Raw genomic sequence first — 24,884 nt, 5'->3', positions numbered from 1 at the left:
GGCGGGCCGCCCGCCGGGCACCGCGCACGGAGGATCACCGCGCACCGTGCCGCCGGGCACCGCCGACTTGTGGCGCTGCCACTGTCGAGGGGCGTCCAGGCGTCGCGGACCGGCAATGTCACCGGTCTCGACACCGCCGACCGATCCGCCGACCCGATCCGCCGACCCGATCCGCCGACCCACGGGGCCGCCCCCACCCCGTCCCCGGGCCCCCTGCCCAACCGCCCCGCCCATGTGAAACGCTCCCCTGGACACGGGACCGGCGGCCCGCCGCCACCGGTCCTCACCAGGTCGTACGGCGTGGAAAGGCGGCAGCATGCGCATCGGACTGCTCGGCACCGGCCCCTGGGCCCGGATGGCCCACGCCCCGGCCCTGAGCGAACACCCGGGGCTCGACTTCGTCGGCGTGTGGGGCCGCCGCCCCGACGCGGCCAAGGAGCTGGCGGACCTGCACGGCACGCGGGCCTACGACGATGTGGACGCGCTGTTGGCCGACGTGGACGCCGTGGCCGTCGCCCTGCCTCCGCAGGTGCAGGCCGAGCTGGCGGTGCGGGCCGCGCGGGCGGGCCGTCATCTGCTGCTGGACAAGCCGCTCGCCGCGACGGCCGAGGACGGGCGGGCCGTGGTCGACGCCGTCCGGCAGGCCGGGGTCGCCTCGGTCGTCTTCTTCACCACCCGTTTCCTGGCCGAGACCGAGACGTGGATCACCCAACAGGCGGGCGTGGCGGGCTGGTTCACCGCGCGGGCGCAGTGGCTGGGCTCGGTGTTCACGAGCGACAGCCCGTTCGCCGACTCGCCGTGGCGGCGCGAGAAGGGAGCCCTGTGGGACGTCGGGCCGCACGCCCTGTCCGTGCTGCTGCCGGTCCTCGGTGACGTCCGCCGGGTGGCGGCCGCGGCGGCCGGCCCCGGGGACACCGCGCATCTGGTGCTGCACCATGCCGGCGGGGCGTCGAGCACGCTGACGCTGAGTCTCACGGCGCCGCCCGCGGCGGCGGGAGCCGCTGTCGAACTGCGGGGCGAGGCGGGGGTGACGCTGCTCCCGGAGAGTTCCGAGGGCGTCCTGCCCGCGCTCACCCGGGCCGCGGACGCCCTGGTCGACGCCGCCCGCACGGGCCGCCCGCACCCGTGCGACGCGGCGTTCGCTCTTCGGGTCACCGAGATCCTGGCCACGGCGGAAGCGCTACTGAACGACGCCTGACGCGGGGCGGCCCCGATCACGGTGCCACGCGCTCATCCCGCGGCCCTGTCCTCGCCGAACGGCTCGCTGCTCCACCGGAATCAGGCCCGGCCGTCCCCGATGCGCAGCAGGAACCCGGGAACCGGGCCGTCCGGCGAGGACAGCGTCACACGGCGGCGGATCTCGTCGTGGACCGCCTCCCACCGCGTGCGGTGGTCCTCGTCGTCTGCCGCGATCAAGTCGAGTTCCCGGGCGAACGGGCCCGCCACGGCGCCGAATCCGGGGCCGGCCGTGAACCGGCCCGCCAGCCAGGGGAAGTCCATGTCGTCGACGACGATCTCCCCGATCGGTCCGTCACCGCCGCGCACCTGCCAGACCTCACCGTCGAACCCCATGCCGCCTCCGCCCCCGCCGCCGGTCCCACCGTGGATCAGCCTCCCACCCGGCACTGACAGACGGACCCGACCGCCTGTCAGTGCCGAACGCCTGTCGGCGCCGACGGTCCGTCAGTACGGACAGCCCGTCAGTGCAGGCCGCGTGTCCCGGCCGGCCGCATGTCTCAACCCGTGCGCGTGAGGTCGAAGTTCAGGCGTTCCCGTACGACGGGATAGCCGGCCTTGGCGAAGTTCCGGGCCATGGGGAAGTTGCCCTGGTCGGTGGCGGCGGAGACGAACTCCGCGCCCCGTTCCGCCAGGAAGTGGGTGCACTCCGCCAGCAGGTCGTAGGCGTAGCCGCGGCCCCGCTGGTCGGGCAGGACACCGATGAAGCCGACGCAGGGGCCCGACGGGTTGTGCGCGGGGATGTGGATGCCGACCGGGTCGCCCTGCGGGGTGTGCGCGACCTGCCACCACTCACGCGGTGACGGGCACCAGTGGAAGAAGTCGAGTTCCTCCTGGGCGGCGCGGTCGAGTCCGCCCTCCTTGATGGCCTTCAGGGCGTGGGCGTCCAGGGTGACGGAGTGGATGCGGCGCAGCGCGTCGCGGAACACCTCGTCGTCCGGTTCGGCACGGAACACCAGGCGGCCGGGCCGTTCGGGCAACCCGCACGCCGGGGTCCAGCGGTACAGGAAACGCTCCACCAGGAGGTCGTATCCGGCCTCGCGGACGGCGGTGAAACGGGTCTCGGCGGCGGCGCGCAGGGCCGGGTCCGCGCGCCAGCCCGGGGGCAGGTTCATCTCGAGTTCGACCTGCCAGGGCGCGGTGCGCAGGAGTTCGGCGCCCGCCTCCTCCTCGCCCTGGGCCACGTCGAACCAGTTGATGTTGAGGGGTTCGGTGTCGTCGGGGCCGCCCCACCAGGCGCCGCGTGCCACGACCTCGCCGTCGCGCAGGGCCACCCGCTTCCAGTCGGGGCGGTGCCGGGTGAGCCGGTGTCCCGCACGGGCGTCCAGCGGGTCCGGCAGGGTGTCGAAGAGTGGTGCGTCGCGCTCGTCGAGCGCGCGGATGACCAGATCGGTCATGGATTCCTCCGGGATGCGTACCGCGGTGAGCGCTCCCGGTCAGACGAAGCACGCCGGGGCAACGGAAAGGGAGCGCTGGGTGAGGGTGAACTGCACGGCACTCGCCTCCTTCCGTCGGTCTCGGGCGTGACGCCTCACAGTACACCGCTCACTGGCCCTTCGAGTGATCCTTCAAGTGGCCCTCGAGGCCGGAGTGGCCGGAGTGGCCGGAGTGGCCGGAGTGGCCGGGTGTACGGCTTCGCCTTCGACGACGTGGCCGACCACTCCTGGTACATCCAGGACACGGCGCCCACGGGGACGCGGCTGGCGTTCACGCCGTTCTGGCGGGAGCGGCCCGGGGCGCGCGGCCCGGCATGCGGTGCGCGGCCGGTCGTAGCAGCGTAGGGGTGTGAGCAGAGCGCGCGGCGGGTGGTCGCGCCCCGAGCGGGACCGGCGGGGCTGGCTGCGGGGCGCGCCCCCGCCGGGCTGGGTGCGGGTGCTGCCGGCCGCCCTGCTGGCGGGGGTGTGCGCGGCGACCCTGATCAGCCCGCGTCCGCTCGACATCGGTTTCGTGCTGGGCGCGATCCCGCCGCTGGCCGTGCTGTCGTACGGGCCCGCCGGGACCGCGGTGCTCGGCGGGCTCGCGCTGGCCGTGCTGCACGTCCCCGCGTTCCGGCTGGACGATCCCGGCAGCACCGATCTGCTGACCTTCCCCTGGCCGAGCGGCTGCCGGGCTTCGCCGACGGGGAACCGGCCACGCTCGTGCGGCAGGTCTGGGCGGACCTCGTCCGGCACGGCACGACCTTGCAGGACGACGTGACGATGCTCGTCCTGGAGCCGAGGATCCCGTCCCCGTGACGGTCGTCCGCGCTCCCCGACGGGGCCGGCGGGCACCCCCGGCGGGAGGTGCCGTGGTGTCGCTCGGGATGCAGGGTGCGTCCGGGCGATGAATGGTGATAGCGGGCCCGGTGAGGGAAACCGGGACCGAGGAACGATCCGGATCCGAGGAGCAGACATCATGCCGACGTCACAGCCCGACGCGTCAGACCGGTCCGAGGAGCGCACGACCCCGGACGCCCTGCTGCACACCCGTACCGGCACGGACGTGTCCCCCGAGGACCTGGTGCTCGCCTCCGGCAAGGACCTCACCCCGCGCACCCTGGAATGGGCCAGGCGCAAGCTGGAGGCGGAGGGCCCGGCCGCGCTGGACAAGCTGCTGCCGTAGCGGGCCGCTCCGGCAGGGTGCCGGGCGGCACCGGGGTGCCGCGGGCCGCGAGGACCACGGCCCGTCGGGGTACGGTCCCGCGCCGCCCTGCCCGTGGCCCCGCGGGCGCGAACGCCGTTTGTCCGTCCGCCCTTTCGAAGCGGGCACCGGGACTGACAGACTCCTCGGGTGCCAGACTTCGACATGCTCGTCATCGGATCCGGCCCCGGTGGCCAGAAGGCCGCCATCGCCGCGGCCAAGCTGGGCCGCCGGGTCGCCGTCGTCGACCGCCCCGACATGGTCGGCGGGGTCTCCATCCACACCGGCACCATCCCCTCCAAGACGCTGCGCGAGGCGGTGCTGTACCTCACCGGCCTCACCCAGCGTGACCTGTACGGACAGAGCTACCGGCTGAAGGAGGACATCACCGTCGCCGACCTGACCGCCCGCACCCAGCACGTGGTCAGCCGCGAGGTCGACGTCATCCGCAGCCAGCTCTCCCGCAACCACATCGCCCTGTACGCCGGCACCGCCCGCTTCGTCGACGACCACACCCTCGCCGTCCGCGAGGTGACCGACCACGAACGGCTGATCAGCGCCGAGCACGTCGTCATCGCCACCGGCACCCGCCCCGCCCGGCCGGACAGCGTCGAGTTCGACGGGCGGACGATCATGGACTCGGACAACGTGCTGGCCGTGGAGCGGGTGCCCCGTTCCATGGTCATCGTCGGCGCGGGTGTCATCGGCATGGAGTACGCGTCGATGTTCGCCGCGCTCGGCAGCAAGGTCACCGTGGTCGAGAAGCGGGCCGGGATGCTCGACATGTGTGACGTCGAGGTGATCGAGTCGCTCAAGTACCATCTGCGGGACCTGGCGGTGACGTTCCGTTTCGGCGAGACGGTGGCCGCGGTGGAGCGCCATCCCCGGGGCACGCTCACCATCCTGGAGAGCGGCAAGAAGATCCCCGCCGACGCGGTGATGTACTCGGCGGGCCGCCAGGGCCTCACCGACGACCTCGACCTGGACAAGGCGGGTCTGTCGGCGGACGCCCGGGGCCGGATCACCGTGGACGAGCACTACCGCACCGAGGTGCCGCACATCTACGCCGTCGGTGACGTCATCGGGTTTCCGGCGCTGGCGGCGACCTCGATGGAGCAGGGCCGCGCGGCGGCGTACCACGCGTGCGGGGAGGCGGTGCCCCGGATGCACCACCTCCAGCCGATCGGCATCTACACCATCCCCGAGATCAGCTTCGTGGGCCGCACCGAGGACCAGCTCACCGAGGACCGGGTGCCGTTCGAGGTCGGCGTCTCCCGCTACCGGGAGCTGGCCCGCGGCCAGATCATGGGCGACTCGCACGGCATGCTGAAGCTGCTGGTCTCGCCGGAGGACCGCACGCTGCTCGGGGTGCACTGTTTCGGCACCGGTGCCACCGAGCTCATCCACATCGGACAGTCGGTGATGGGCTGCGGTGGCACCGTCGACTACCTGGTCGACGCGGTGTTCAACTACCCCACGCTGGCGGAGTCGTACAAGGTCGCCGCGCTGGACGCCACCAACAAGCTCCGGCTGATCGACCGCATCGGGGACTGAGCGTCCCGCCTCACGTCCTGTCGTCCCCGTCCAGGTACCCGCCGCTCGCACTGCCGTCGTCGGGGAGTTCGGTCTCGTCCTCGATGACGTGCATGGCGGCCTCCTCGGCCCCGGCGGCGCCCGCGTCGATGCCCACGTCGCGGGCGACCTCCTCCTTGACGGTGTCGGTGTGAGCACCCTCGTCCGGGGCGACGAGCCGGCCCGCGCGCTCGGTGCCCGCCTCCGGGTCGACCGGTTCGCCCTCACCGCCAGGGAGGTCGCCGACCTGGTCGCCGATCGGCTCGGTGTCCTCGGGCACCTCCTGGGCCAGGCGCTGGTCGAGGGTCTCCCCGTCGTGCTGCTCGGCGGCCGTGGTCCCGTGCTTGGTGACGCCGAGCGGCTTCTCCGGCGGGGAGTAGCCCTCGTCGAGGGTGTCGTCGTAGGTCCGTTCGTCGAGCGCGTCCTGGAGGTCGAGCGGCGCCGCGTCCTCCTGCTCCTCGTTGGTTCCGGTGGGCTGGTACGCGTCGTCGGCCATCGGCTGCGTGCCCATGGGCTCCTCCCTCGTTCACTGCGTCGACCGGTGTCTCTCCGGTGTCCTGAACGCGTTTCCCGCAATGCGCCGCCCAACCCCGAACGTGGGGCGGAAGTGATCCGGGAGCCGATGAGTTCGGTCTCACCGCGACGGGGCGCGGGGAGTGCGGGCCGCGTTCCCGGGCGCGGGAGGAGCGCGGACGGGAGTGCTCCGTACCGTCCGGGGCGGACCGGTGGTACGGAGCACGACCGGGGTCCGTCAGCAGGTGCGGCCGACGTAGTGGGCGCCGTCGATCTTGCTGGCGGCGCCCAGCCAGGACGTGCCGGGCGGGACACAGCGCTCGTAGTCGGCCGCCCAGGCGACCTCCACCTTGATGACCACCCGTGAGCCGTCGGAGGTGCAGTGCTGGTAGAAGGCGTCGCGAATCGTTCTGCCGCTGGGCCACTGGGATGATCTTTCCGCGTTTCTCCTCGCGGGGCGCCTCGAAGAGTGCGAGGAGCGGGAACCGGCCGGCCGAGCGCGGGGCCACGAGCACGGCCGCCCTTCCGCCCACCCTGATCCACTCCTGCCGCGTCATGGAGCCGCCACGGACGCGGTGCCGGGCCGAGCCCCTCTCGGGGGCGGTGGCGGGGAGGAGGGGCGGAGTGGAGTCAGGGGCGGCCGTCATGGGAGGAGGGTGTCTCTTTCGTGCGGACGGCCGCGTGAAGCAGCCTTTCGCTCTCCTTCGGCAGCTGCAAGCCATGGGCAGTAAAAGCCCGTGGCAGGTCTTCCCCACGAATGGGGAAAGCCGCACGTCACGGCCCTGGTCACGGTGTCGCGGTCGGTCCGTCCGGCCTGTCGAGGCGCCGCTCGACCACCTCGCGGCTGAGCGCCTCCGTCTCCGGCTCGGGCAGCCGCTCGAACCCGTCCTCGGTGATGACCGAGACGATCGGGAAGATCCGGCGGCCGATGTCCGGGCCGCCGGTCGCGGAGTCGTCGTCCGCCGCGTCGTACAGCGCCTGGAGCGCGGCCAGGGCGGCGCCGCGGCGGTCCATGCCCTCGTGGAACAGCTTCTTCAAGGAGCCCCGGGCGTACGGCGACCCGGAGCCCTCGGCGTGGAAGTGCCGCTTCTCGTAGAGCCCCCCGGCGACATCGAAGCTGAAGATGCGGCCCCGTCCCCCCTCGGGGGCGGAGGGGTCGTAGCCGATGAGGAGCGGGACGACGGCGAGGCCCTGCATGGCCTGGCCGAGGTTCTCGCGGATCATGCCGGCCAGGCGGCGCGCCTTGCCGTCGAGGCTCATCGCGACGCCCTCGATCTTCTCGAAGTGCGTCAGCTCGACCTGGTACAGCTTCACCATGTCGACCGCGAGGCCGACGGTGCCGGCGAAGGCGACGGCCGTGTGGTCGTCGGCGGGATGCACCTTCTCCAGGTCGCGCTGGGCGATGAGGTTGCCCATGGTGGCCCTGCGGTCGCCCGCGATCAGCACGCCGTCGCGGTAGGTGAGGGCCAGCACGGTCGTGCCGTGCGGCACCTGGCCGGGCGCGGCCACCACGCCGTCCGGCAGGACCCGGCGGGTGCTCAGCAGCTCCGGGCGGTGCGCGGCCAGGAACGCGGTGAACGAGGACGTCCCCGCGGTGAAGAACTCCTCCCCCAGACGTCCGCCGTGCTGGTTCCACGTCATGCCCTTCCCCCCTCGCCCACGGTCCGGCCACCGGACTCCTACCAGATGCCGGCACGCCCGAAACGCCGGCCGGTCACAGCGCCTCGCGGCGCACGAGGATCCCGAGCACCAGCAGCCCCGGCACCAGCGGGATCCACACGGTCAGGAGCCGGTAGCCGAGCACGGCGGAGGCTGCCGCCGCGGCCGGCGCCCCGGCGGCGGCCAGGGCGAGGCCGAGCGCGGCGTCGAGGGAGCCGAGGCCGCCCGGGGTGGGCAGCAGCGCGGCGGCACTGCTGGCGCCGAGGTACAGCAGCGCCACCAGGCCCGGAGCCAGGGGCAGCGCGACGGCCTGGGCGACCGCGATCAGCACGAGCGCGTGCAGCAGGGCGAACGCCAGCGAGCCGCCCCACAGGGCCGCCGCCCGGTGCGGTCGCGCGTGGACGGCCCTGATGTCCGCCGCCACGGAGGCCAGCGCCTGCCGGCACCGGGGCCACCGCCGGCCGCCCAGCAGGACGAGCGCGCACCCGGCGGCCCCCAGGACGGCCACGCCCGCGGCCCAGCCGTCCGGGATCCGCAGCACGCCCGGGCAGGCGGTGGCGAGTACGGCGATCAGGACGACCCGCACGATCCCGCCGGCCGTGCTCCTGACCGCGACGGCGGTCACCGCGCGCCCGGCCGGCAGGCCGCAGCGCATGAGGAAGCGCAGGTTCACCAGGCCCGCGCCGAGCCCGGCGGGCAGCACGTGGTTGGCGGCGGAGGCCGCGAACTGGGCGGCCACGAGGCGTCCCGGGGGTAGCCGCCGCGGGACGGCGCCCTGCTGGGCGAGCGCCGCGCACAGCCAGGTCGCCCCGGTCGCGGCCGCGCCGAAGAGCAGCCAGCCCTGGTCGGCGACGGCCAGCCGCAGGGCGCCGGACTCCAGCACGGGCCAGTGGCGCCGGGCCAGGCAGACGGCGGCCACCAGGACGGCGAGGGACAGGGCGGTGTGCCCGTAGGCGCGTTTCCGGGTGGGTGCGACGGCGACCCGCTCGGTCGTCACGCGGTCAGTCACCGGCCGGCGCCGGCGCGATGTGGAGGTCCATGCCGGCGGAGCGGTGGGTGTCCCAGCCGCGGGCGTACCCGGGTGGCGGGCCGCCGGGCCGGGTGAGGGCGGCGGTGGGGATCCGGTCGGCGGTGCGCCGGATGTCCGCCGCGCTGCTGTTGGCGTTGTTGCCGCGGGTCGCCGCCGAGGAACAGCCGGTGTAGTAGGCGACGGGAATGGCCTCGTGTCCGGCGAGCAGGCAGGGCGGACGCACGCCCAGGCGGTGCAGCCGGGCGGCGGTGCGGTCCCAGTCGCGGCGGTCGGCGGTGGTGCGGTCGACGGTGCGGTCCAGGACCGCGTACTGCACCGCCAGATGCGCCGCAAGGCCGAAGGCGACCAGGGCCGCCGCCACCGGGCGCCACCGGCCGTCCGGGGCGCGGACGAGGTGGAGCAGGGCGTCGGCGACGGGGATCGCGAGGAGGGCGTACGCGGGCTGGAGGAAGCGGGGAGCCGCGTAGCCGATCAGGAACAGGTAGGGCACGGCGGCCGTCGTGGCGCAGGCCAGCGGCAGCAGGGTCCGCGCGGTGCGCCGGGCCCGCACCGCGACCAGCAGGCCGAGAACGGCCAGCAGCGGGAGGACGAACCACCAGACCATCACCGCCGGGTGGGGCATCGGTCCGGTGCACGGGCGGCACAGGGTCCGTCCGATCAGGCCGCGCATCTGGTCGTCGACGGCGAAGTGCCAGCCGAGTCCGCCCTGGACCTCGGAGGCGTCCGACAGCCGCTGTGCCAGGCCGCCGTAGCTGACGTACGCCTCGATCACCCACTCCGCCGCGCCCGCGACGAGTCCGCCGAGCAGCGCGAGCGCGGGCCGCCACCGGCGGGTCGCCGCCGTCAGGACGAGCAGCGGCAGCGTGACCCACACGGCGTCGGTGGGCCGCATCAACGCCATGAGCGCGGCGCCCGCCGCGATGCCGTACAGGGCGGCTCGGTCCAGGCGGTCGGCGCGGACCCGCAGGAAGCAGCCGACGGTGATCAGGGCGCCGAGGGCGACCCAGTAGTTGGGCATGGCCTGCGGGCCGTAGTAGAGCGTCACCCACAGAGTGGCGAAGAAGGCGCCGGCCAGGGTCAGGACGCGGGTCGGGAACAGTCCGCGCCACACCCGCAGGGCCAGGTACAGGCCGAGGCCGGAGAGCAGGGCGAGGTGGACGCGCAGCAGTTCGGTGGAGGTCGACCAGGACGCGATCGGCGCCACCAGCAGGGAGACGCCCCGGGCGCGCGGCGCGCTGAAGAAGGCCGCCGGGGCCTGGGTGCCGACCTGGCTGACGTACACCGTCTCGTCCCAGCCGAGGCCCATGCCGGGACGGACGAGGACCAGCTGGGCGAGGGTGAAGGCGCCGGCGAGGACCGCGAGCGGCCACGCGCCGCGTGCCCGGCCCGAGGCGCCGGGCACGCTCGCCGGTTCGCGCCGTCGCATACCGACGAGCATGGCGTGCGTGCCCTGCGCCATCGTCCACCCCTCACCCCTACGTGTCGTAGGGCGTCTCAGTCCCGCAGCCGGGCGCGCCGGAGCGAGATCGCACACACGGAAAAACAGGCTCAAATTAACCCGCCACGGGCAGATGCGCAGGCTGGTATTCGGCCAGGTGCCGGACATCTCGGCGCAGTCGTCTCAGGTCAGGCGGGCACCGGGACGTGCGAGGCCCTGGCCGGGCCGGCCAGGAACGCGGCGGGGCGGCGGGCAGGGCGTGCCGCACCGCCGCACCGCCCGGCCTCCCGTCCGGTCAGCGGGCGTTGGGAACGCGGTGCGGGGGTTGCCGCGGTGCCGGGCGGGGCGTGTGCCGCGGGATCTCCCGGACGACGGGGCCGTCGCCGTTCACGGTCAGGACGGTGCCGTGGTGCCGGATCCGCAGGGGATCGCCCGACATCAGGGTGTACGTGGCCTTGTCCGGGCCGATCTCCACGCGCAGGCGCCGGCCGAGGATCTGGAGGGTGAAGGCGAGACGGCTGAACCGCTCGGGCAGGCGGGGCGCGAACCGCAGTGAGCCGCCGTCCCGGCGCAGGCCGCCGAACCCCGCGACCAGGGCCGTCCAGGTGCCGGCGAGGGACGCGATGTGCAGCCCGTCGCGGGTGTTGTGCTCCAGGTCGGCGAGGTCCATCAGCGCCGCCTCGGCCGTGTAGTCGTAGGCGAGGTCGAGATGCCCGGCCTGGGCGGCGACGACAGCCTGGCAGCACGCCGAGAGCGAGGAGTCCCGTACGGTCAGCGGCTCGTAGTAGGCGAAGTTGCGGGCGATCTGCTCCTCGTCGTGGAACTCCTCGAACCAGCCGCTGCACATGTACATCGCCAGCACCAGGTCCGCCTGCTTGACGACCTGTTTGCGGTACAGGTCGAAGTAGGGGAAGTGCAGCAGCAGCGGGTACTGGTCGGGGCGGGTGCCGTCGAAGTCCCAGCGCTGGTGGCGGGTGAAGCCGGCGTGCTGCTCGTGCACGCCGAGTTCGCGGTTGTAGGGGATGTGCACGGCCTCGGCGGCGTCGCGCCAGGAGGCGCTCTCCTCCTCGTCGACGCCGAGACGGACGGCCTGTTCGGCGTGGCGCTCGCAGGCCTCGGCGGCGGCCAGCAGGTTCGCCCGGGCCATGAGGTTGGTGTACGTGTTGTCGTCGGCGATCGCGCTGTACTCGTCGGGGCCGGTGACGCCGTCGATGTGGAAGACGCCGTGGTGGTCGTGGTGGCCGAGCGAACGCCACAGACGGGCGGTCTCCACCAGCAGTTCCACGCCGGTGTCCCGTTCGAAGGCGGTGTCGCCGGTCGCCGTCGTGTAGCGCACCACGGCGTCCGCTATGGCGGCGTTCACGTGGAAGGCGGCCGTGCCGGCGGGCCAGTACGCGGACCCCTCCGAGCCCTCGATGGTCCGCCAGGGGAACGCGGCGCCGTTCAGGCCGAGTTGGCGGGCGCGTTCCCGGGCGGCGGGCAGGGTGTTCTGCCGCCAGCGCAGCGCCTCGGCGACGGAGTCGGGGGCGGTGTAGGTGAGCAGGGGCAGGACGAAGGCCTCGGTGTCCCAGAAGGCGTGGCCGTCGTAGCCGGAGCCGGTCAACCCCTTGGCGGGGATGGCTCGTTGCTCGGCCCGGGCGCCGGCCTGCAGGACGTGGAAGAGGGCGAAGCGGACGGCCTGCTGGATCTCCTCGTCGCCGTCGACCTCGACGTCGGCGCGGTCCCAGAAGTCGTCGAGGTACGCCCGCTGTTCGTCCAGCAGGCCCTGCCAGCCGCTGTGCGCCGCCGCCGCCAGCGCGGCCTCGACCTGGTCGCTCATCGCGGGACGTGAGCGGGCGCCGGACCAGCCGTGGGCGACGAACTTCTCGACGCGCAGCCGCTGTCCTGGTTCCAGGACGGAGGTGACGGTCAGCCGGGACACGTCCACGTTGCTCTCGCTGCCGGTCGTGGTCCGCTCCGGCCCGTCGATCACGTGGTCGGCGGCCACCGCCACCCGGAAGCCGCTGCGGCGGGTGCGGTGCACCAGGCGCAGCCGGGCACCGGAGGCGAAGTCCTCCTCCGGTGCCAGCGGCGACTTCAGCCCCTGGGCGGCGCGCGGGTCGCCGTTCGGCTCGGGCAGGCTCTCGTTGGCGACGAGTTCCGACTGGATCACCACGCGGGTGCGGCTGTCGACGGGCTCGACCTCGTACGCCACGGCCGCGATCGCCCGCTGGGTCAGGGAGACCAGCCGCGTCGAGCGCACCCGCACCCGGGAGCCGGCCGGCGAGATCCACTCGCAGGTGCGCTCCAGCACGCCCCGGCGCAGGTCCAGGCAGCGTTCGTGGGCGACGAGACGGCCGTAGCGCAGGTCGAACGGCTCGTCGTCGACCAGCAGTCGGAGCACCTTGCCGTTGGTGACGTTGATGACGGTCTGGCCGGACTCCGGATAGCCGTAGCCCGCCTCGGCGTACGGCAGCGGGTGCAGTTCGTACACGCCGTTGAGGTAGGAGCCGGGCAGGCCGTGCGGTTCCCCCTCGTCGAGGTTGCCGCGCCAGCCGACATGGCCGTTGGACAGGGCGAACACCGACTCGCTCTGCGCGAGCACGTCGAGGTTGAGATCGGTCTCGCGCACCGCCCAGGGTTCGACGGTGTAGGACCGGTGGGCGATCATCACGCCGGGCCTCCCAGTTCGGCGAGGTCCTTCACGACCACGTCCGCGCCGTGCGCGTACAGCGCGTCGGTCTGTCCGACCCGGTCGACGCCGACGACGTGGCCGAAGTGTCCGGAGCGGCCCGCGTCCATGCCGGCCAGGGCGTCCTCGAAGACGGCGCAGCGGGCGGCGTCGACACCCAGGTCCTTCGCGGCGGCCAGGAAGGTGTCGGGGCGCGGCTTGCCCGGCAGTTGCCGCTCGGCGGCCACCACCCCGTCGATCCGTACGTCGAAGAGGTCCTCGGCACCCACCGCGCGCAGCACGTCACGGCAGTTGGCGCTGGAGGAGACGATCGCGGTGCGCAGGCCCTTGGCGCGGACCGCGGCGAGGTAGCGCAGGGTGCCGTCGTAGGCCTCGACCCCGTCGGTGCGGATCTTCTCCAGGACCAGGTCGTTCTTGCGGTTGCCCAGACCGTGGACCGTCGGCGCGTCGGGTGGGTCGCCCGGTGTGCCCTCGGGCAGCTCGATGCCGCGGGAGGCGAGGAAGGTGCGGACGCCGTCGGCGCGGGGGCGGCCGTCGACGTACTCGTCGTAGTCGGCGTCGGTGAACGGCCGGAAGTGCTCGCCCTCGCGTTCCCGCAGGAACGCGTCGAACATCTCCTTCCAGGCGGCCGCGTGCACGACGGCCGTCCTGGTGACCACACCGTCGAGGTCGAAGAGGCAGGCCTGGATGTCTGCGGGAAGACCGAGCTGCGTCATACAGGACACGGTTCCCCACGAGGCGGCGTCCAGTGAGTGGCGCACGCCACAGTGGGGGCACTTCACGGCGGATTCACACCTTCCTCGCGCGCCGGCGGGACAGCCGTGCGGGCGGCGGGCGGTCCGCCCGGACGGTCCCGCTCCGGTGCCCGGCGCCGGGTGACACACTCTGCTGTGTGCCGCTGACCTTCGACGACCTCCTCACCCGCGCCCGCGCCCTGCCCCGCCCCGGGCGCCGTGCGATCCTCGGCATCGCCGGCAGCCCCGGCGCGGGCAAGACGACGCTCGCCGTGCACCTGGTGCGCGCGCTCAACGGGGCCGGCGACCCGTGGGTCGCCCATGTCCCCATGGACGGCTTCCACCTCGCGGACGTCGAGCTGGACCGGCTCGGCCGGCGCGACCGCAAGGGCGCGCCCGACACGTTCGACGCGGCGGGGTACGCGGCGCTGCTGCGGCGGCTGCGTGAGCGGACGGACGACGGCATCGTGTACGCGCCCGGCTTCGAGCGGGTGTTGGAGCAGCCGATCGCGGGGGCGATCCCGGTGCCGCCGACCGCCCGGCTGGTCGTGACGGAGGGCAACTACCTGCTGCTGGGCACGGGGGCGTGGGAGCAGGTCCGGGCGGAGCTGGACGAGGTGTGGTTCTGTGCACCGGACGAGGACGAGCGCGTGCGTCAACTGATCGCCCGCCACAAGCAGTTCGGCAAGACCCATGAGGAGGCGGTGACCTGGGTGCTGCGCACGGACGAGCGCAACGCGGAGCTGGTGGCCGCGACGCGGGACCGCGCCGACCTGGTGGTGCGGGGGGTCGGGGGGTGGCCGGACGCGGCCGGACATCACCGTGCCGGCGGTGGACCGGGAGCGGCCGGAGCGGACGCCGGCGGATGAGCGGGCGGGGCCGCCCGGCCTCCTGCCCGGTGCGGACGTCCCTCAGCCGCGGCCCGATCCGCACACAGCACCGCGTCGGCCAGTTCGAACAGCGCATCCGAACGCTTGGTCAGGCAGGAGTAGAACTCGCCCCGGAGGCGAGACGCTTCCGCGAACGCATCCCTCCGCACAACATCAGGCAGCAGACTCACCCTCACGGCCTTCGTCTCGGTCACGTGCACCTTGGTCGGAGCACGGCATCAGACGAAGGCCGCCCCCACGTCCGGCAAACCCTCAGGTGAGCGACTCAGCACGAGACACCGTTCGAGGCCGGAAGAAAAAGAACAAGCTAGGTGCCGCCACCCCTGGTCCGGGTTGCCGTGACCGCGCGGGTCGGCGGCGAGGGCCAAGACGGCCTGCTCCGGGCTGAGTTCGGCGTACGGCAGGCCAGTGGCGGCGAGGCGCTCACCCGCTGCATCGACGCCCGCCTCACCAGCGGCGGCTTCGACAACGGCGGCGGGGCCGGCCCGGCCTTCCCTCTGCCCCTCTGCGCGAGCGGGTGGAAGTCGACGACAATCCCGGCTGTCCGAACCCGAAGAGGCGCAACTCGGGTCTGCCGTATGCCTGTTGCACCCTCCCACCGGGCGCCCACCCGCTGGCGCGTGAGCCGTCCACGACGGCCGTACGGCACCAACCGCGGCCACCTCCGGGGCGTCCGCGAGGTCGCGCAACGGGCCGCGCCGGTGAGGGAGGTGCACGGGGATCAGGCCTTCATGTCTGAGGTGGCCTGCCGTGGGCCGTCGGGATCACGCGACGGGTGCGGGCCGGCAGGCGTGCAGTGCGACGGTCAGTGCGTGCGGGCCGGTTCCACCGATGTACACGCGGTTCCCGGTCGTCGCGTCGGTGCCGCCCGCCACGGTGTAGTCCTGACCCGGGTCATACCGCAGTACGTCGATCCGGTCCGGCCCGGCGAGCGGTTCGCCTGCCTCGACGTCGGCCTCGATCCGGATCTCGTCGTCGCCGACCCGGTAGGTCATCGGCCCGGTCGTCAGGCACCAGCGTCCGTCGCCGATCGGTACGGCGCCCTCTGGCACGCCGCCCGGCCGGAAGGTCAGTTCGAGGGCCCAGGGGGCCCGTGGTCCGCTGATGTCGATCCGCAGGTCGGCACCGTCTTCCCTCAGGTCCACCTCGACGCGGGTCGTGTGTGAGACCTCGTCCCGAGGCCGGTCCGGGAAGGCCATCGCGGCCGAGAAGCGTCCCTCGTCCACCATTCGGTAGGCGCCGTCGTCCCGCCTCTGGTCCGTCGGGAGCGGCTGGTAGTAGGCGGCCGTGAGGGTTTCGGTGAGCCGGTACCGGTTGTCGGCGAGCTGCCGCATGCCGGCGGCGCGGAACGGGCCCAGGTCGAAGAATCCCCGCGAGAGTCGGACCGCGTCGAGGACGGCGTTGCCGGCGAACAGGCGCAGGAAGGTGGGGTTGCAGGCGAGGCCCGAGCGGACGCGCCGGTGCACGGGCACGTCGGAGCCGCCGTACACCACCGTGTGCGCGTCAACCGAGGCGCGTGCGGCGAGGCGTGCGCTGGTGAGGTACCGGTCGCGCGGAAGTGTCTCCGCGGCCGGGGCCGGCAGGGCGCGGCACAGGTCCGGGGTGAGGAGGGTCTCGGCGAGCAGGTCGGGGTCGTCGATGCCGCCGGCGGCCGCCAGCCGCGCCACCCGGGCGAAGTCGCCCCGGCCGGTGCGGATCGCGAGCAGCCGGTAGTGCGGCAGGTAGGGCTGCAGCGGGAACGGGTGGTTCTGGTCCTGCCGTCGCGAGTGGACGGTCTCCACCGTGCCGTCCGGCCTGATCAGGTCCAGGGTGGTGGCGAGATTGCGTTCGACGGCGTACAGCAGGTCGGCGCGGCCGAGCACTTCGGCCAGCAGGAGCAGCGAAGGGTTGGACACGTGGGCCGCGTAGTTGGCGCTCCGTTCCGAGTACAGGCCCTCCGCGTCGATGTCGACGCCTTCGGCGAGCCACTCCTCGACGCGGTCGAGCAGCCGGTCGTCCGGGAACGACCGGTGCAGCCGGGCCAGCGCCGCGCACAGCTCCCAGCGGTGGTTCGGGGTGTGCACCCCACCGGTCAGGAGACTGCCACAGGCGGCGCCGGCGATCTCGGCGAGCGCCGCTGTGACGTCCCCGAGTTCCGGCCCCGCGCCGACGGCGAGGACGTGTGCGTCGCACACGTCGTTGACGGTGAACGCGGAGTCCGGCGGTGACTGCACGTTGTCGCCGCCGGCGAAGAGGCCGGTGGTGGTCTGCGCGGCCCGCAGGGCGCGGAGGTGGGTCGTCGCGGCGGCGACGGCCTGCCCGCTGCGGTGCAGTGCCGAGTCCGGGGAACGGTATGCCGCGACCAGGGTCTTCACCCGCCGCGCCAGACCACGGTGCGGCACACCGGCGGGTTCCTCGTCGGGGCGGGCCGCGAGCGGGACGGCCAGCCGGTCGGCGGCGCGGGCCACCGCGCGGACGAATTCGTGGTCGAGCGGGGTGGGCAAGGTCAGTCCTTCAGTCCGGCGTTGATGTCGGCGTTCATGACGTACCGCTGGAACACCAGGAAGACGACGATCAGCGGCACCATGGAGATGACCGATCCGCCGAGCAGCACCGACCAGTTGATGTTCTGCGCCCCGACGAGGCTCTGGATGCCGATCTGCACGGTGAACTTCTCGGGGTCGTTGAGCATCAGCAGCGGCCAGATGTAGTCGTTCCACCGCCACTGGAACGACAGGATGGCGAGCGTCAGCATGATGGGCCGGGAGATCGGCACCATGATCCTCAGGAAGATCGACAGCTCAGGCGCGCCGTCGATGCGGGCGGCCTCGATGAGTTCGTCGGGGACCGTCAGGAAGAACTGGCGGAACATGAAGCAGCCGGTCGCGGTGAGCACGGCCGGGAGGATGATGCCGGCGAGCGAGTTGTAGAGGCCGAGGTCGCGGACCACCAGGAACTGCGGGGCGAGCATGACCTCGGACGGCAGCATCGTGGTGGCCAGGATGCCGACGAAGAAGACCTTGAGCCACTTGTTGTCGTACTTGGCCAGCGCGTACCCCGTGCAGCAGCTGACTCCCACCGTGAGGATCGTCGCGATCACACACACGATGGTTGTGTTGATGAAGTACTGGGCGAAGTTGGCGCTGCGCCACGCTTCCGTGTAACCCGACAGCGTGGGGTTCTGCGGAAACAGCGTCAGCGGAAGGGAGAACAGGTCTCCCGCCGGTTTGAAGGAGCTGAGGACGAACCACAGCACCGGCACCGCGTAGAGGGCCGCCAGGACCCACAGCAGAGTCGTCGCGGGCACCGCGCGCCGAAGCCCACCGCTGCCCGATCTGCGGGGCCGATTTCTGGAGACGGCCCGTACGGAAGCGGCGTCGACCTTACGCGGCGTGTCTGTGGTTGTCATCGGTTCTCCACCCGCCGGTTGACCATCAGCTGGATGAGCGCGACGCCCATCAGGAAGAGCATGAGCACGAACGACGCGGCGCTCGCGTAGCCGATCTGGCCTGCTTTGAAGCCGGTTTGGTAGATGTACTGGACAAGCAGGTTGTTCGACGTTCCGGGTCCGCCGTTGTTGAGGGAGGCGAACAGCGGGTATTCCTTCATCCCGTGGATCGTGTTGAGCAGGATGACGATGAAGGAGGTGGGCGCGATGCTCGGCAGTGTGATGCTGATGAACTGGCGCCACGGACCGGCGCCGTCGAGCGCGGCCGCCTCGTAGTACGACGTCGGTACGTTCTTGATCGCCGCGATGAACAGCAGCATGGAGAAGCCCGTCCAGGCCCAGGATGCCGCCACCACGACCACCATCAGCGACAGGTCCGCGTTCGACTGCCACGGCACGGCGCTTCCGCCGAGCTTCTCGATGAGGTAGTTGACCAGTCCGAAGTTCTCACCGAACAGCCACCGCCACAGGACACCCACCACGATGGGCGACAGCAGCCACGGGATGAAGAAGAAGACGCGGGCGACCGACACGCCCTTGGCGTGCTTGCTCACCAGCACGTTGGCGATGAGCAGCGAGAACACGAAGTTCAGCGGAACGAAGAGCACGGTGTACAGCAGCGTCCGGGTCCCCGCCTCGTAGAACGTGGAGTCTCCGAGCAGCTTGCTGTAGTTGTCCAGTCCGATGTACTGGAACGCCCCCACACCCGTGTAGTTCGTGAACGAGTAGACGAGCCCGATCACCGCCGGCCAGACGAAGAACAGTGCGAAGAGCACGACATTGGCCGCGATGAGAACGAGCGGCGCAAGGGTGTACTTACTGCGTCTCCTGGGCGGGCTCACGGACACGGCGGACACGTCCGAGGCGCGTTTTGTCATCTTCCTGACTCCGTGCTGGTGGAATGAGTTCCTGGCGGCTCAGGCCATGAGCCCGGCATCACGTGGGGTCCTGAGGCCGGACGGCGGTGTCTCGACCCCGCCGCCCGGGCCTGCCGGCCTACGCTCAGCCGCCGACCTGCTGGTTGTAGCCGTCCACGATGTTCTGCAGGGCCTTGTCGGCCGACTGCTGGCCGTTGATCGCCTTGCCGAGCTCCGTCTTGGTCGGGTCCTCGGTGAGGCTCTTGCCCTTCAGCACCCAGTTCGTCTGCGCGCTGTTGAAGTAGCCGGAGATCGGGGCGTAGAGCGGGATCGACTCGTTGTACAGCTTGAACGCCGCCTGTGCCGCCTCGGAAGTGAAGGGGTACTTCGGGTTCAGACCGCTCTCGACCGGCAGGAACCCGGACGCCTCACACAGCGCCTGGTAGTGGGCCGGCTCGTACAGCCAGGACAGGAACTTCGTCGCCGCGGTGGCCGCGTCGGCGTTGTTGTTGAAGCCCACCGTCATGCCGCCGCTGTTGACGTCGCTGGCCTGCACCGGCTGGGCGGGAGTCGGGACGCTCGCCCACTCGAACTTCTTGATGCTCTCCGCGAAGGCGGGAACCTGCCACACGCCGGACCAGTAAGCGACGACGTCACCGCTCTGGAACATGGCCGACGGGTCGGCGCCGCTGGTCCACACCGACTTCGGCATGGTCTTGTCGTCGTTCAGTCCGACGAAGTAGTCCACGGCCTTCTTGGTCGCCGCGTCCGCCGAGAACTTGCCGGAGGAGTCCGCGTGGACGTACTTCCCGCCCATCTCGTACACCATGGCGCGGAGCCGGGACGGCGACTGGTCGAACGTCAGGGAGTACTTGGCCTTGGTCTTCTCCCGGACCTCGTCCGCCGCCTTGATGAATTCGGTCCAGGTCCAGGTCTTCTCGGGGGAGGTCGGGTAGGAGACGCCGGCCTTCTCGAAGAGTGACTTGTTGATGAACATGCCGGACGCGGTGACGTCCGAGGGGATCGACAGAACCTTCCCGGACGAGTCCTTGGCGACGAAGTTGGCGTTGATCTTGTTGGTCTTGTTGTTGGCGATGGAGCTGAGGTCGATCAGCTTGTTCGACCAGATCGGGTCCAGCTTCGGCACGGCCGCCACGTCGGGCAGGGAGTTCGCCTGCGCGGCGTTGCGCAGCTTCGCGTCGTAGCCGTCGTAGGGGATGTTGACGAGCTTGACGTCGACGCCGGTTTCCTTCTTGTACTGCGCCACCATCTTCTTCCAGCCCGCGTCCTGCCCCGGAACCGTGGAGATCCAGAACGTCAGCGACTTGGCGTTCCCGCCCGAGTCGGATCCCGACCCGCCGCAGGCGGAGAGCAACAGGGCACCTGCCGTGGCCACGGCAGCGAGGGGAACCAGGCGGCGTATGCCGCCGCGGCCGAGTCGGCGGGAGCGCCGCACACCCACAGTGGTCATCTTCGATCCCTTTTTCGTCGTAGCGGAAGAAGCACGGCGCCAGCTGAGGCGGCACGGGTGCATTGTGCAGGGAATGTCGCTTTCCGGGGGCACGGCCTCGCCCGGCCGCGCCGTTCTCTCGGGTGGGGTCCCCGGCCTCCGCGGCCGTCGCCTCGCGAGCACGCCCTCGCTGGGCTGCCGTACCTGACGTACGGTCGGGACGCTCACCCCAAGCCGGCGTCCCGACCGACTTAGAAAGCGCTTGTCCGGACATTGGCAGACCAAGTCCGAAGCCGTCAATCCTTCGCCCGCGCGGCCTCGGTCACGGTTTGGACTCCCCGGGCCACCGCGAGCCGGGCGGCACCCACGACAGTGCCCAGGTCACCGACCGTGCTGCTGACCACCTCGGTGGGCCAGCTCAGCCGCCCCAGTTCGGCCCGGACGCCGGGCAGAAGCTGCGGGTCCGCGCCGGTGCTGCCGCCCAGCACGATGAGTCCCGGGTCGAGCACGGCGGTCACGGCGGCGGCGAGGCGGCCCACGTCCGCCGCGTGGCGGCCGACGACGGCGCGGGCCGTGGCCCGGCCCTCCCCGGCCAGGGCGAAGAGCCGCTCGGGGGTGCGGGGGCAGGGCCCGTCGGTGTCCGGCCAGGCCTCGGCGGCCCGTCGCAGGAGCGAGCGGGCGCCGATGTACTCCTCCAGCGCCTCGTGGCGCGGCTCGCGGTCGTCGTCCCAGGGGTAGGGCAGCCGGGCCAGTTCACCGGCGGCTCCGTTGGCGCCGCGCAGCACCTGGCCGCCGACCACGATGCCGAGGCCGATGCCCACGCCGATCCGCAGGTAGCCGAAGGTGGGGTGGCCACGGGCGGCGCCCTCGTGCAGTTCGGCGAGCGCGGCGCAGTTCACGTTGTTCTCCAGGTGGACCGGCACACCCGGCGGCAGCGCGACGGCCATGGCGTCGAAGGCGGGCCCCGCCTTGGCGGTCGCGGGGCGCATGCCGCTGCCCTCCTTCTCCCGCGCGGTCACATCGCCGACGGCGACCACGACGGTGCGCAGCGGGGCGTCGGCCGGCAGGCCGTCGAGGGCCTCGCGCACGACGTCGGCGGCGTCCTGACGGGATCCGGTGGCCTGGGCGAGCAGCGAGCCGTCCAGGGCGCAGCCGCGCACCCGGGTGAGGGCGGGGCCCAGATCGACGGCGAGCACGGTTCCGGCGGCCGGCCCGAGACGGTATACGGCGGCGGAGCGGCCGGTACCGCCGGACGAGGTGCCGGAGTGGGCGGCGAGCCGCGCGCTCTCCAGCTCCACGACGGCGGAGGACACCGTCGGCTTGGACAGGCCCGCCAGACTCGCGAGCTGCGGCCGGGTCGCCGTGCCCGCCCCGGCCAGCACGGCGAACACCGCGCTCGCGCTCTCGGTCAGGCGGGGGGCTTTCGCCACGCCGTGTTCCACAGTTCTCCCCCACGGGTCAAGGGCCGCGCTCCCGGGGCGATCGGCTCCTGGGACGCGGCGACGGGATGCCCTGGCGTCGCGGTTTCCGCCCCGTGCGGCCCGAGGGGAACCGCTCCGGTGGTCGAGTCGCGAGGCCTCTTGACACGCACTGTACTTCGTTAGTTAACTTCCTAACGAACGTCACGGTACTCGCCTGCCGTGCCCGTCAGAGGCCCGTCCCGGGGCTTCCCTAGTTCATCGGCTCCCCCTGCTCCAGCACGGTTCGCCCACCGTCGCGGCCCAGCGCAACGACGAAAGAGGATCCGTGCCGGACGCTCTCCCCTCGAGCCCGCTCGTCGTCGGAATCGACGTGGGCGGCACCAAGACGCACCTGCGCGCCGTCGCGGGCGACACCTGCGTCGCCGACCATGTCCGCCCGAGCGGCGGCTGGCGCCCGCACGACCCGGTGGCCGCCGCCGGATGGCTCGCGGCCCTGGTCGCCGGGGTGCTGCCGGCGGGCGCACGCCCGTCCGCCGTGGCCGTCGGCGGTCACGCCTGCGAGACGCCCCGCCAGGCCGCCCAGATACGCACCGCGCTCCATCTGCACTTCGACGCGCCCGCACGCGTCACGGGGGACGCCGAACTGCTCGTGCCCGCCGCCGGACTGGACCGGGGTGTCGGCCTGGTGGCCGGTACCGGCTCCGTCGCGGTCGGCCGCCGCGCCGACGGCACTCCCGTCCAGGTCGGGGGCTGGGGCGCGGTACTCGGCGACGAGGGCGGTTCGGCCGGTCTCGTCCGCGAGGCCGTACGGTCCGCGTGGGCGGCGCACGATCGCGGCGAGGATCCCGACGCACTCGCCGCGGGCCTGGTCGCCGCGTTCGGCGTCCACGAGGTGCCGGCGCTCGGCGCGGCCCTGGAACGGGCCACGGACGCCTCCGCCGAGTGGGGCCGGCACGCGCCCGTCGTGTTCGCCGCCGCCGAGGCGGGCTCGCCGCTCGCCCGCTCGGTGATCGCCTACGGTGGCCGCTCGCTGGCCGCGCTCGTGGCCCGGCTCGCCGCCCGCGGAGTGGCCGTCGACGACGTCGTGGTCGCCGGCCGTACCGTCCTCGCCCAGCCCGCCCTGTACGACGCCTTCGTGTCGGCCCTGGGAACGAGCGTGCCCGGGGCCCGGCCGCGTCCGCTGGACGTGCCGCCGGTCGAAGGGGCCGTGGCGATGGCCCGTTCACTCGTATGACACGCGGCGGACGCCGGATCCTCCCCGCCGCGACACGACCCGCCCGTAGATCTTCGCTCGTACGGCTTTGGAAAGCGCGTTCGACCCCCGTGTCACGTGCCGCGCCGTCAGCCGCGATCGATCGCTCCACCTCCCAGCGGCCGCAGGGCCGACACACTCACGAGAGGCAGACGTATGCCGTCCTCAGCCGGGCACCGCTCCCCCACCTCGGTCCGTGAACGCGCCGTGAACCGAAGGGGGTTTCTGAAGACGTCCCTGGGCGCCTCGGCCGGGGTGCTGGCCGCGCCCACGCTCGCGACCTGGCTGTCCGCCACGGATGCGAAGGCGGCCACGGCCTTCGCCGCGTTCGTCGACGACTACAGGACCAACGTCGTGGCGAACCTGACGCCCGAGACCAACGCCGTGGTCCGGATCCTCGGCGGCATGGCCGAGGTGTGGAAGACCGGTGACGCCTGGAACACCGGCACCCCGCTGCTGCCCGAGGTGCTGCGCGCCAACATGCGCTACTGCGCCCGCGTCACGTCCGCGCGCACCGAGGCACAGGCGAAGGAGGCGTTCCTCTACGACCGCCAGCACCAGAGCTACGCCATGATCGCGGGCCTCGGCCCGCTGGCCGGCCTCTACAGGGCGGGCGCCAAGGCGGTCACGTCCATCACCGCCGCCCCCGACACCACGCCCGCCACCACGATCAGCGACGCCGTGCCGGCCGGTGCCCCCGCCGGATCCGCGATCGGCGCCGGTTCGTACGACTCGGCGCTCGGGCAGGTGGCCAGGCTGGTCGACACCGTGCGCGGCCCGTTCGCCTCGGGCAACCCCGGCAAGTACGCCTTCCAGTACCCGCGTCCGTGGCGCATGAACGAGGACAGCGAAGTCGTCGACACGGGGGCGAAGGACGCGCTCGGCTACCCGGTGTACGACTCCAAGGTGGTCGTCGCCACGCAGCTGCTGCGGCAGCGCAGCACCTCGCCGGTGGATGACGGCGGCTTCCCCAGCGGCCACACCAACGCCTTCCACCTGGCGGCCCTGGCCTTCGCGTACGCGGTGCCCGAGCGGTTCCAGGAGCTGGTGACCCGTGCGTTCGAGCTGAGCCACACCCGGATCATGGCCGGCATGCACTCCACGGTCGACGTCCTCGGCGGCCGGATCATGGCCACCGCCCTGGCCGCCGCCGCGCTGGCCGACCCGGCGAACGCGGACCTCAAGGCCGCCGCCCGCGCCCAGGCCCTGGCGTACTTCCAGGAGCGGACCGGCACGACCGCGGACACCCTGTACACGTACGCCCACGCGGACGCGTCCGACCCGTACGCCGACCGGAAGGCCAACGAACGCGTGGTCGAGCCCAAGCTGACGTACGTGCTGACCCGGCGCGGCCGCAACGCGCCGCTGACCGTGCCGAAGGGCGCGGAGGTGCTGCTGGAGACGCGGCTGCCGTACCTGGACGCGGCCCAGCGGCGCGAGGTGCTGCGCACGACCGCGCTGCCCGCCGGGTACGTCCTGCTGGACGGCTTCGAGCAGTGGGGGCGGCTGAACCTGTTCGCCGCGGCGGACGGGTACGGCGCCTTCGACTCCGACGTGACCGTCACGCTGGACGCGACGGCCGGCGGCTTCCGGGCGGCCGACCGCTGGCGCAACGACATCGACGGCGACGGCGGTCTGACCAAGCGCGGCACCGGCACGCTGACCCTCACCGGCCACAACCGGTACACCGGCGGCACGTCGCTGGCGGACGGTGTCCTGGTCGCCGCCTCGGCGCACGCGCTGGGCCACGGTGACGTGCGGGTGCAGGGCGGCACGCTGAGGCTCGGCAAGTCGCTGCGGGTCCACGGCACTTACACACAGGAGTCCGGCACGCTTGAGGTGACCCTGCGGTCGGGCCAGGAGCCGGTGCTGGAGGTGACGCGGCGGGCGGTGCTCGGCCGGGGCAGCACGCTGTCGCTGCGGCTGGACGCCGAACGGCCGCCGGCGGCGGGGCGCACGGTCCGTGTGCTCGGCGCCCCGGTGGTGCGCGGCCAGTTCGACCGCGTCGAGCTGAACTCCGACCGGCTGCGGGCCGTACCCGTCCACACGGCGGACGGACTGTCGGTACGACTTCTGAAGCGGTGACGCCTCGCGCGGCGGGAGCTGATGCAGAGT

The 24,884-nt window shown here is 72.6% G+C and carries 20 protein-coding genes and 2 pseudogenes; 8 read left to right on the top strand and 14 right to left on the bottom strand.

All coding sequences use genetic code 11. The features are described from left to right. Positions 1 to 316 precede the first annotated feature (316 nt). Positions 317 to 1,198 carry a Gfo/Idh/MocA family protein gene (locus tag QQS16_RS37210; protein ID WP_286066950.1) on the top strand — a complete coding sequence of 294 codons (882 nt, stop codon included), beginning with the start codon at positions 317 to 319 and terminating at the stop codon, positions 1,196 to 1,198. 80 nt (positions 1,199 to 1,278) lie between these two features. Here QQS16_RS37210 and QQS16_RS37205 read toward each other — a convergent pair whose 3' ends face one another. Both QQS16_RS37205 and QQS16_RS37200 read right to left on the bottom strand, forming a co-directional pair. Continuing rightward, complete coding sequence (locus QQS16_RS37205) at positions 1,279 to 1,572, bottom strand: hypothetical protein (RefSeq protein WP_286066949.1); 294 nt, start codon at positions 1,570 to 1,572, stop codon at positions 1,279 to 1,281. Positions 1,573 to 1,736: 164 nt separating this feature from the next. Further along, complete coding sequence (locus QQS16_RS37200) at positions 1,737 to 2,633, bottom strand: GNAT family N-acetyltransferase (RefSeq protein ID WP_286066948.1); 897 nt, start codon at positions 2,631 to 2,633, stop codon at positions 1,737 to 1,739. A gap of 228 nt (positions 2,634 to 2,861) precedes the next feature. Between QQS16_RS37200 and QQS16_RS37195 the strand changes: the two genes are divergently transcribed. From QQS16_RS37195 to sthA, 4 genes and pseudogenes are all read left to right on the top strand, one after another. After that, complete coding sequence (locus tag QQS16_RS37195; protein ID WP_286068175.1) at positions 2,862 to 3,017, top strand: hypothetical protein; 156 nt, start codon at positions 2,862 to 2,864, stop codon at positions 3,015 to 3,017. Positions 3,018 to 3,075: 58 nt separating this feature from the next. Next, positions 3,076 to 3,321: pseudogene (locus QQS16_RS37190) on the top strand (serine/threonine-protein phosphatase); the annotation flags it as partial. 309 nt (positions 3,322 to 3,630) lie between these two features. Then, positions 3,631 to 3,837, top strand: coding sequence for a hypothetical protein (locus QQS16_RS37185; protein ID WP_286066947.1), 207 nt, complete (start codon positions 3,631 to 3,633; stop codon positions 3,835 to 3,837). A gap of 168 nt (positions 3,838 to 4,005) precedes the next feature. Beyond that, positions 4,006 to 5,409, top strand: coding sequence for a Si-specific NAD(P)(+) transhydrogenase (gene sthA / locus QQS16_RS37180; protein WP_286066946.1), 1,404 nt, complete (start codon positions 4,006 to 4,008; stop codon positions 5,407 to 5,409). 10 nt (positions 5,410 to 5,419) lie between these two features. On the opposite strand, the gene QQS16_RS37175 is transcribed toward sthA, so the two are convergent. The 7 genes and pseudogenes from QQS16_RS37175 to QQS16_RS37145 form a co-directional block, all read right to left on the bottom strand. Then, positions 5,420 to 5,938 (bottom strand): DUF5709 domain-containing protein, encoded by a 519-nt coding sequence (locus QQS16_RS37175; RefSeq protein ID WP_286066945.1) that lies wholly within the window; start codon positions 5,936 to 5,938, stop codon positions 5,420 to 5,422. A gap of 240 nt (positions 5,939 to 6,178) precedes the next feature. After that, positions 6,179 to 6,340: pseudogene (locus QQS16_RS37170) on the bottom strand (DUF6355 family natural product biosynthesis protein); the annotation flags it as partial. A 386-nt stretch (positions 6,341 to 6,726) separates the two neighbouring features. Next, on the bottom strand, positions 6,727 to 7,581 hold the full coding sequence (prcB, locus tag QQS16_RS37165; protein WP_286066944.1) for a proteasome subunit beta: 855 nt from the start codon (positions 7,579 to 7,581) through the stop codon (positions 6,727 to 6,729). A gap of 73 nt (positions 7,582 to 7,654) precedes the next feature. Further along, positions 7,655 to 8,596: a lysylphosphatidylglycerol synthase transmembrane domain-containing protein gene (locus tag QQS16_RS37160; protein WP_286066943.1), complete on the bottom strand. Its 942-nt coding sequence runs from the start codon at positions 8,594 to 8,596 to the stop codon at positions 7,655 to 7,657. 4 nt (positions 8,597 to 8,600) lie between these two features. Continuing rightward, entirely contained in the window at positions 8,601 to 10,088 is a 1,488-nt protein-coding gene (locus tag QQS16_RS37155) for a hypothetical protein (RefSeq protein ID WP_286066942.1), read from the bottom strand. 274 nt (positions 10,089 to 10,362) lie between these two features. Then, complete coding sequence (locus tag QQS16_RS37150) at positions 10,363 to 12,717, bottom strand: glycoside hydrolase family 65 protein (RefSeq protein ID WP_286068099.1); 2,355 nt, start codon at positions 12,715 to 12,717, stop codon at positions 10,363 to 10,365. Next, positions 12,717 to 13,454: an HAD family hydrolase gene (locus QQS16_RS37145; RefSeq protein ID WP_286066941.1), complete on the bottom strand. Its 738-nt coding sequence runs from the start codon at positions 13,452 to 13,454 to the stop codon at positions 12,717 to 12,719. Before QQS16_RS37145 ends, QQS16_RS37150 begins: the two co-directional genes overlap by 1 nt. 176 nt (positions 13,455 to 13,630) lie before the next feature. On the opposite strand from QQS16_RS37145, the gene QQS16_RS37140 reads away from it, so the two are divergent. Beyond that, entirely contained in the window at positions 13,631 to 14,341 is a 711-nt protein-coding gene (locus QQS16_RS37140) for a nucleoside/nucleotide kinase family protein (RefSeq protein ID WP_286066940.1), read from the top strand. A 785-nt stretch (positions 14,342 to 15,126) separates the two neighbouring features. Here QQS16_RS37140 and QQS16_RS37135 read toward each other — a convergent pair. The 5 genes from QQS16_RS37135 to QQS16_RS37115 all read right to left on the bottom strand — a co-directional run bounded on the left by QQS16_RS37135 (position 15,127) and on the right by QQS16_RS37115 (position 21,526). Next, a complete protein-coding gene (locus QQS16_RS37135) occupies positions 15,127 to 16,845 on the bottom strand; it encodes a hypothetical protein (protein WP_286066939.1) in 1,719 nt (572 codons plus the stop codon). 2 nt (positions 16,846 to 16,847) lie between these two features. Next, positions 16,848 to 17,750: a carbohydrate ABC transporter permease gene (locus tag QQS16_RS37130; RefSeq protein WP_286066938.1), complete on the bottom strand. Its 903-nt coding sequence runs from the start codon at positions 17,748 to 17,750 to the stop codon at positions 16,848 to 16,850. Continuing rightward, positions 17,747 to 18,667: a carbohydrate ABC transporter permease gene (locus QQS16_RS37125; protein WP_286066937.1), complete on the bottom strand. Its 921-nt coding sequence runs from the start codon at positions 18,665 to 18,667 to the stop codon at positions 17,747 to 17,749. Before QQS16_RS37125 ends, QQS16_RS37130 begins: the two co-directional genes overlap by 4 nt. Before the next feature lie 124 nt (positions 18,668 to 18,791). Beyond that, on the bottom strand, positions 18,792 to 20,117 hold the full coding sequence (locus tag QQS16_RS37120; protein ID WP_286066936.1) for an ABC transporter substrate-binding protein: 1,326 nt from the start codon (positions 20,115 to 20,117) through the stop codon (positions 18,792 to 18,794). Positions 20,118 to 20,392: 275 nt separating this feature from the next. Continuing rightward, positions 20,393 to 21,526 carry an ROK family protein gene (locus QQS16_RS37115; protein ID WP_286066935.1) on the bottom strand — a complete coding sequence of 378 codons (1,134 nt, stop codon included), beginning with the start codon at positions 21,524 to 21,526 and terminating at the stop codon, positions 20,393 to 20,395. 316 nt (positions 21,527 to 21,842) lie between these two features. Between QQS16_RS37115 and QQS16_RS37110 the strand changes: the two genes are divergently transcribed. Next, complete coding sequence (locus QQS16_RS37110; protein ID WP_286066934.1) at positions 21,843 to 22,751, top strand: N-acetylglucosamine kinase; 909 nt, start codon at positions 21,843 to 21,845, stop codon at positions 22,749 to 22,751. A gap of 174 nt (positions 22,752 to 22,925) precedes the next feature. Continuing rightward, positions 22,926 to 24,854: a phosphatase PAP2 family protein gene (locus QQS16_RS37105; RefSeq protein WP_286066933.1), complete on the top strand. Its 1,929-nt coding sequence runs from the start codon at positions 22,926 to 22,928 to the stop codon at positions 24,852 to 24,854. Positions 24,855 to 24,884 lie beyond the last annotated feature (30 nt).

Origin of the sequence: Streptomyces sp. ALI-76-A, from assembly GCF_030287445.1 — a bacterium.
Lineage (GTDB): Bacteria > Actinomycetota > Actinomycetes > Streptomycetales > Streptomycetaceae > Streptomyces.
The sequence above is the reverse complement of the archived record's forward strand: the minus strand, read 5'-3'. Positions and strand labels throughout refer to the sequence as shown.

Bases quoted from the DNA above. Each gene is read 5' to 3' on its own strand.
- QQS16_RS37155 (WP_286066942.1), bottom strand. From the start codon at position 10,088: ATGGCGCAGGGCACGCACGCCATGCTCGTCGGTATGCGACGGCGCGAA.
- QQS16_RS37145 (WP_286066941.1), bottom strand. From the start codon at position 13,454: ATGACGCAGCTCGGTCTTCCCGCAGACATCCAGGCCTGCCTCTTCGAC.
- QQS16_RS37175 (WP_286066945.1), bottom strand. From the start codon at position 5,938: ATGGGCACGCAGCCGATGGCCGACGACGCGTACCAGCCCACCGGAACC.
- QQS16_RS37120 (WP_286066936.1), bottom strand. From the start codon at position 20,117: ATGACCACTGTGGGTGTGCGGCGCTCCCGCCGACTCGGCCGCGGCGGC.
- prcB (WP_286066944.1), bottom strand. From the start codon at position 7,581: ATGACGTGGAACCAGCACGGCGGACGTCTGGGGGAGGAGTTCTTCACC.
- QQS16_RS37210 (WP_286066950.1), top strand. From the start codon at position 317: ATGCGCATCGGACTGCTCGGCACCGGCCCCTGGGCCCGGATGGCCCAC.
- QQS16_RS37150 (WP_286068099.1), bottom strand. From the start codon at position 12,717: ATGATCGCCCACCGGTCCTACACCGTCGAACCCTGGGCGGTGCGCGAG.
- QQS16_RS37105 (WP_286066933.1), top strand. From the start codon at position 22,926: ATGCCGTCCTCAGCCGGGCACCGCTCCCCCACCTCGGTCCGTGAACGC.
- QQS16_RS37200 (WP_286066948.1), bottom strand. From the start codon at position 2,633: ATGACCGATCTGGTCATCCGCGCGCTCGACGAGCGCGACGCACCACTC.
- QQS16_RS37125 (WP_286066937.1), bottom strand. From the start codon at position 18,667: ATGACAAAACGCGCCTCGGACGTGTCCGCCGTGTCCGTGAGCCCGCCC.
- QQS16_RS37185 (WP_286066947.1), top strand. From the start codon at position 3,631: ATGCCGACGTCACAGCCCGACGCGTCAGACCGGTCCGAGGAGCGCACG.
- QQS16_RS37130 (WP_286066938.1), bottom strand. From the start codon at position 17,750: ATGACAACCACAGACACGCCGCGTAAGGTCGACGCCGCTTCCGTACGG.
- QQS16_RS37205 (WP_286066949.1), bottom strand. From the start codon at position 1,572: ATGGGGTTCGACGGTGAGGTCTGGCAGGTGCGCGGCGGTGACGGACCG.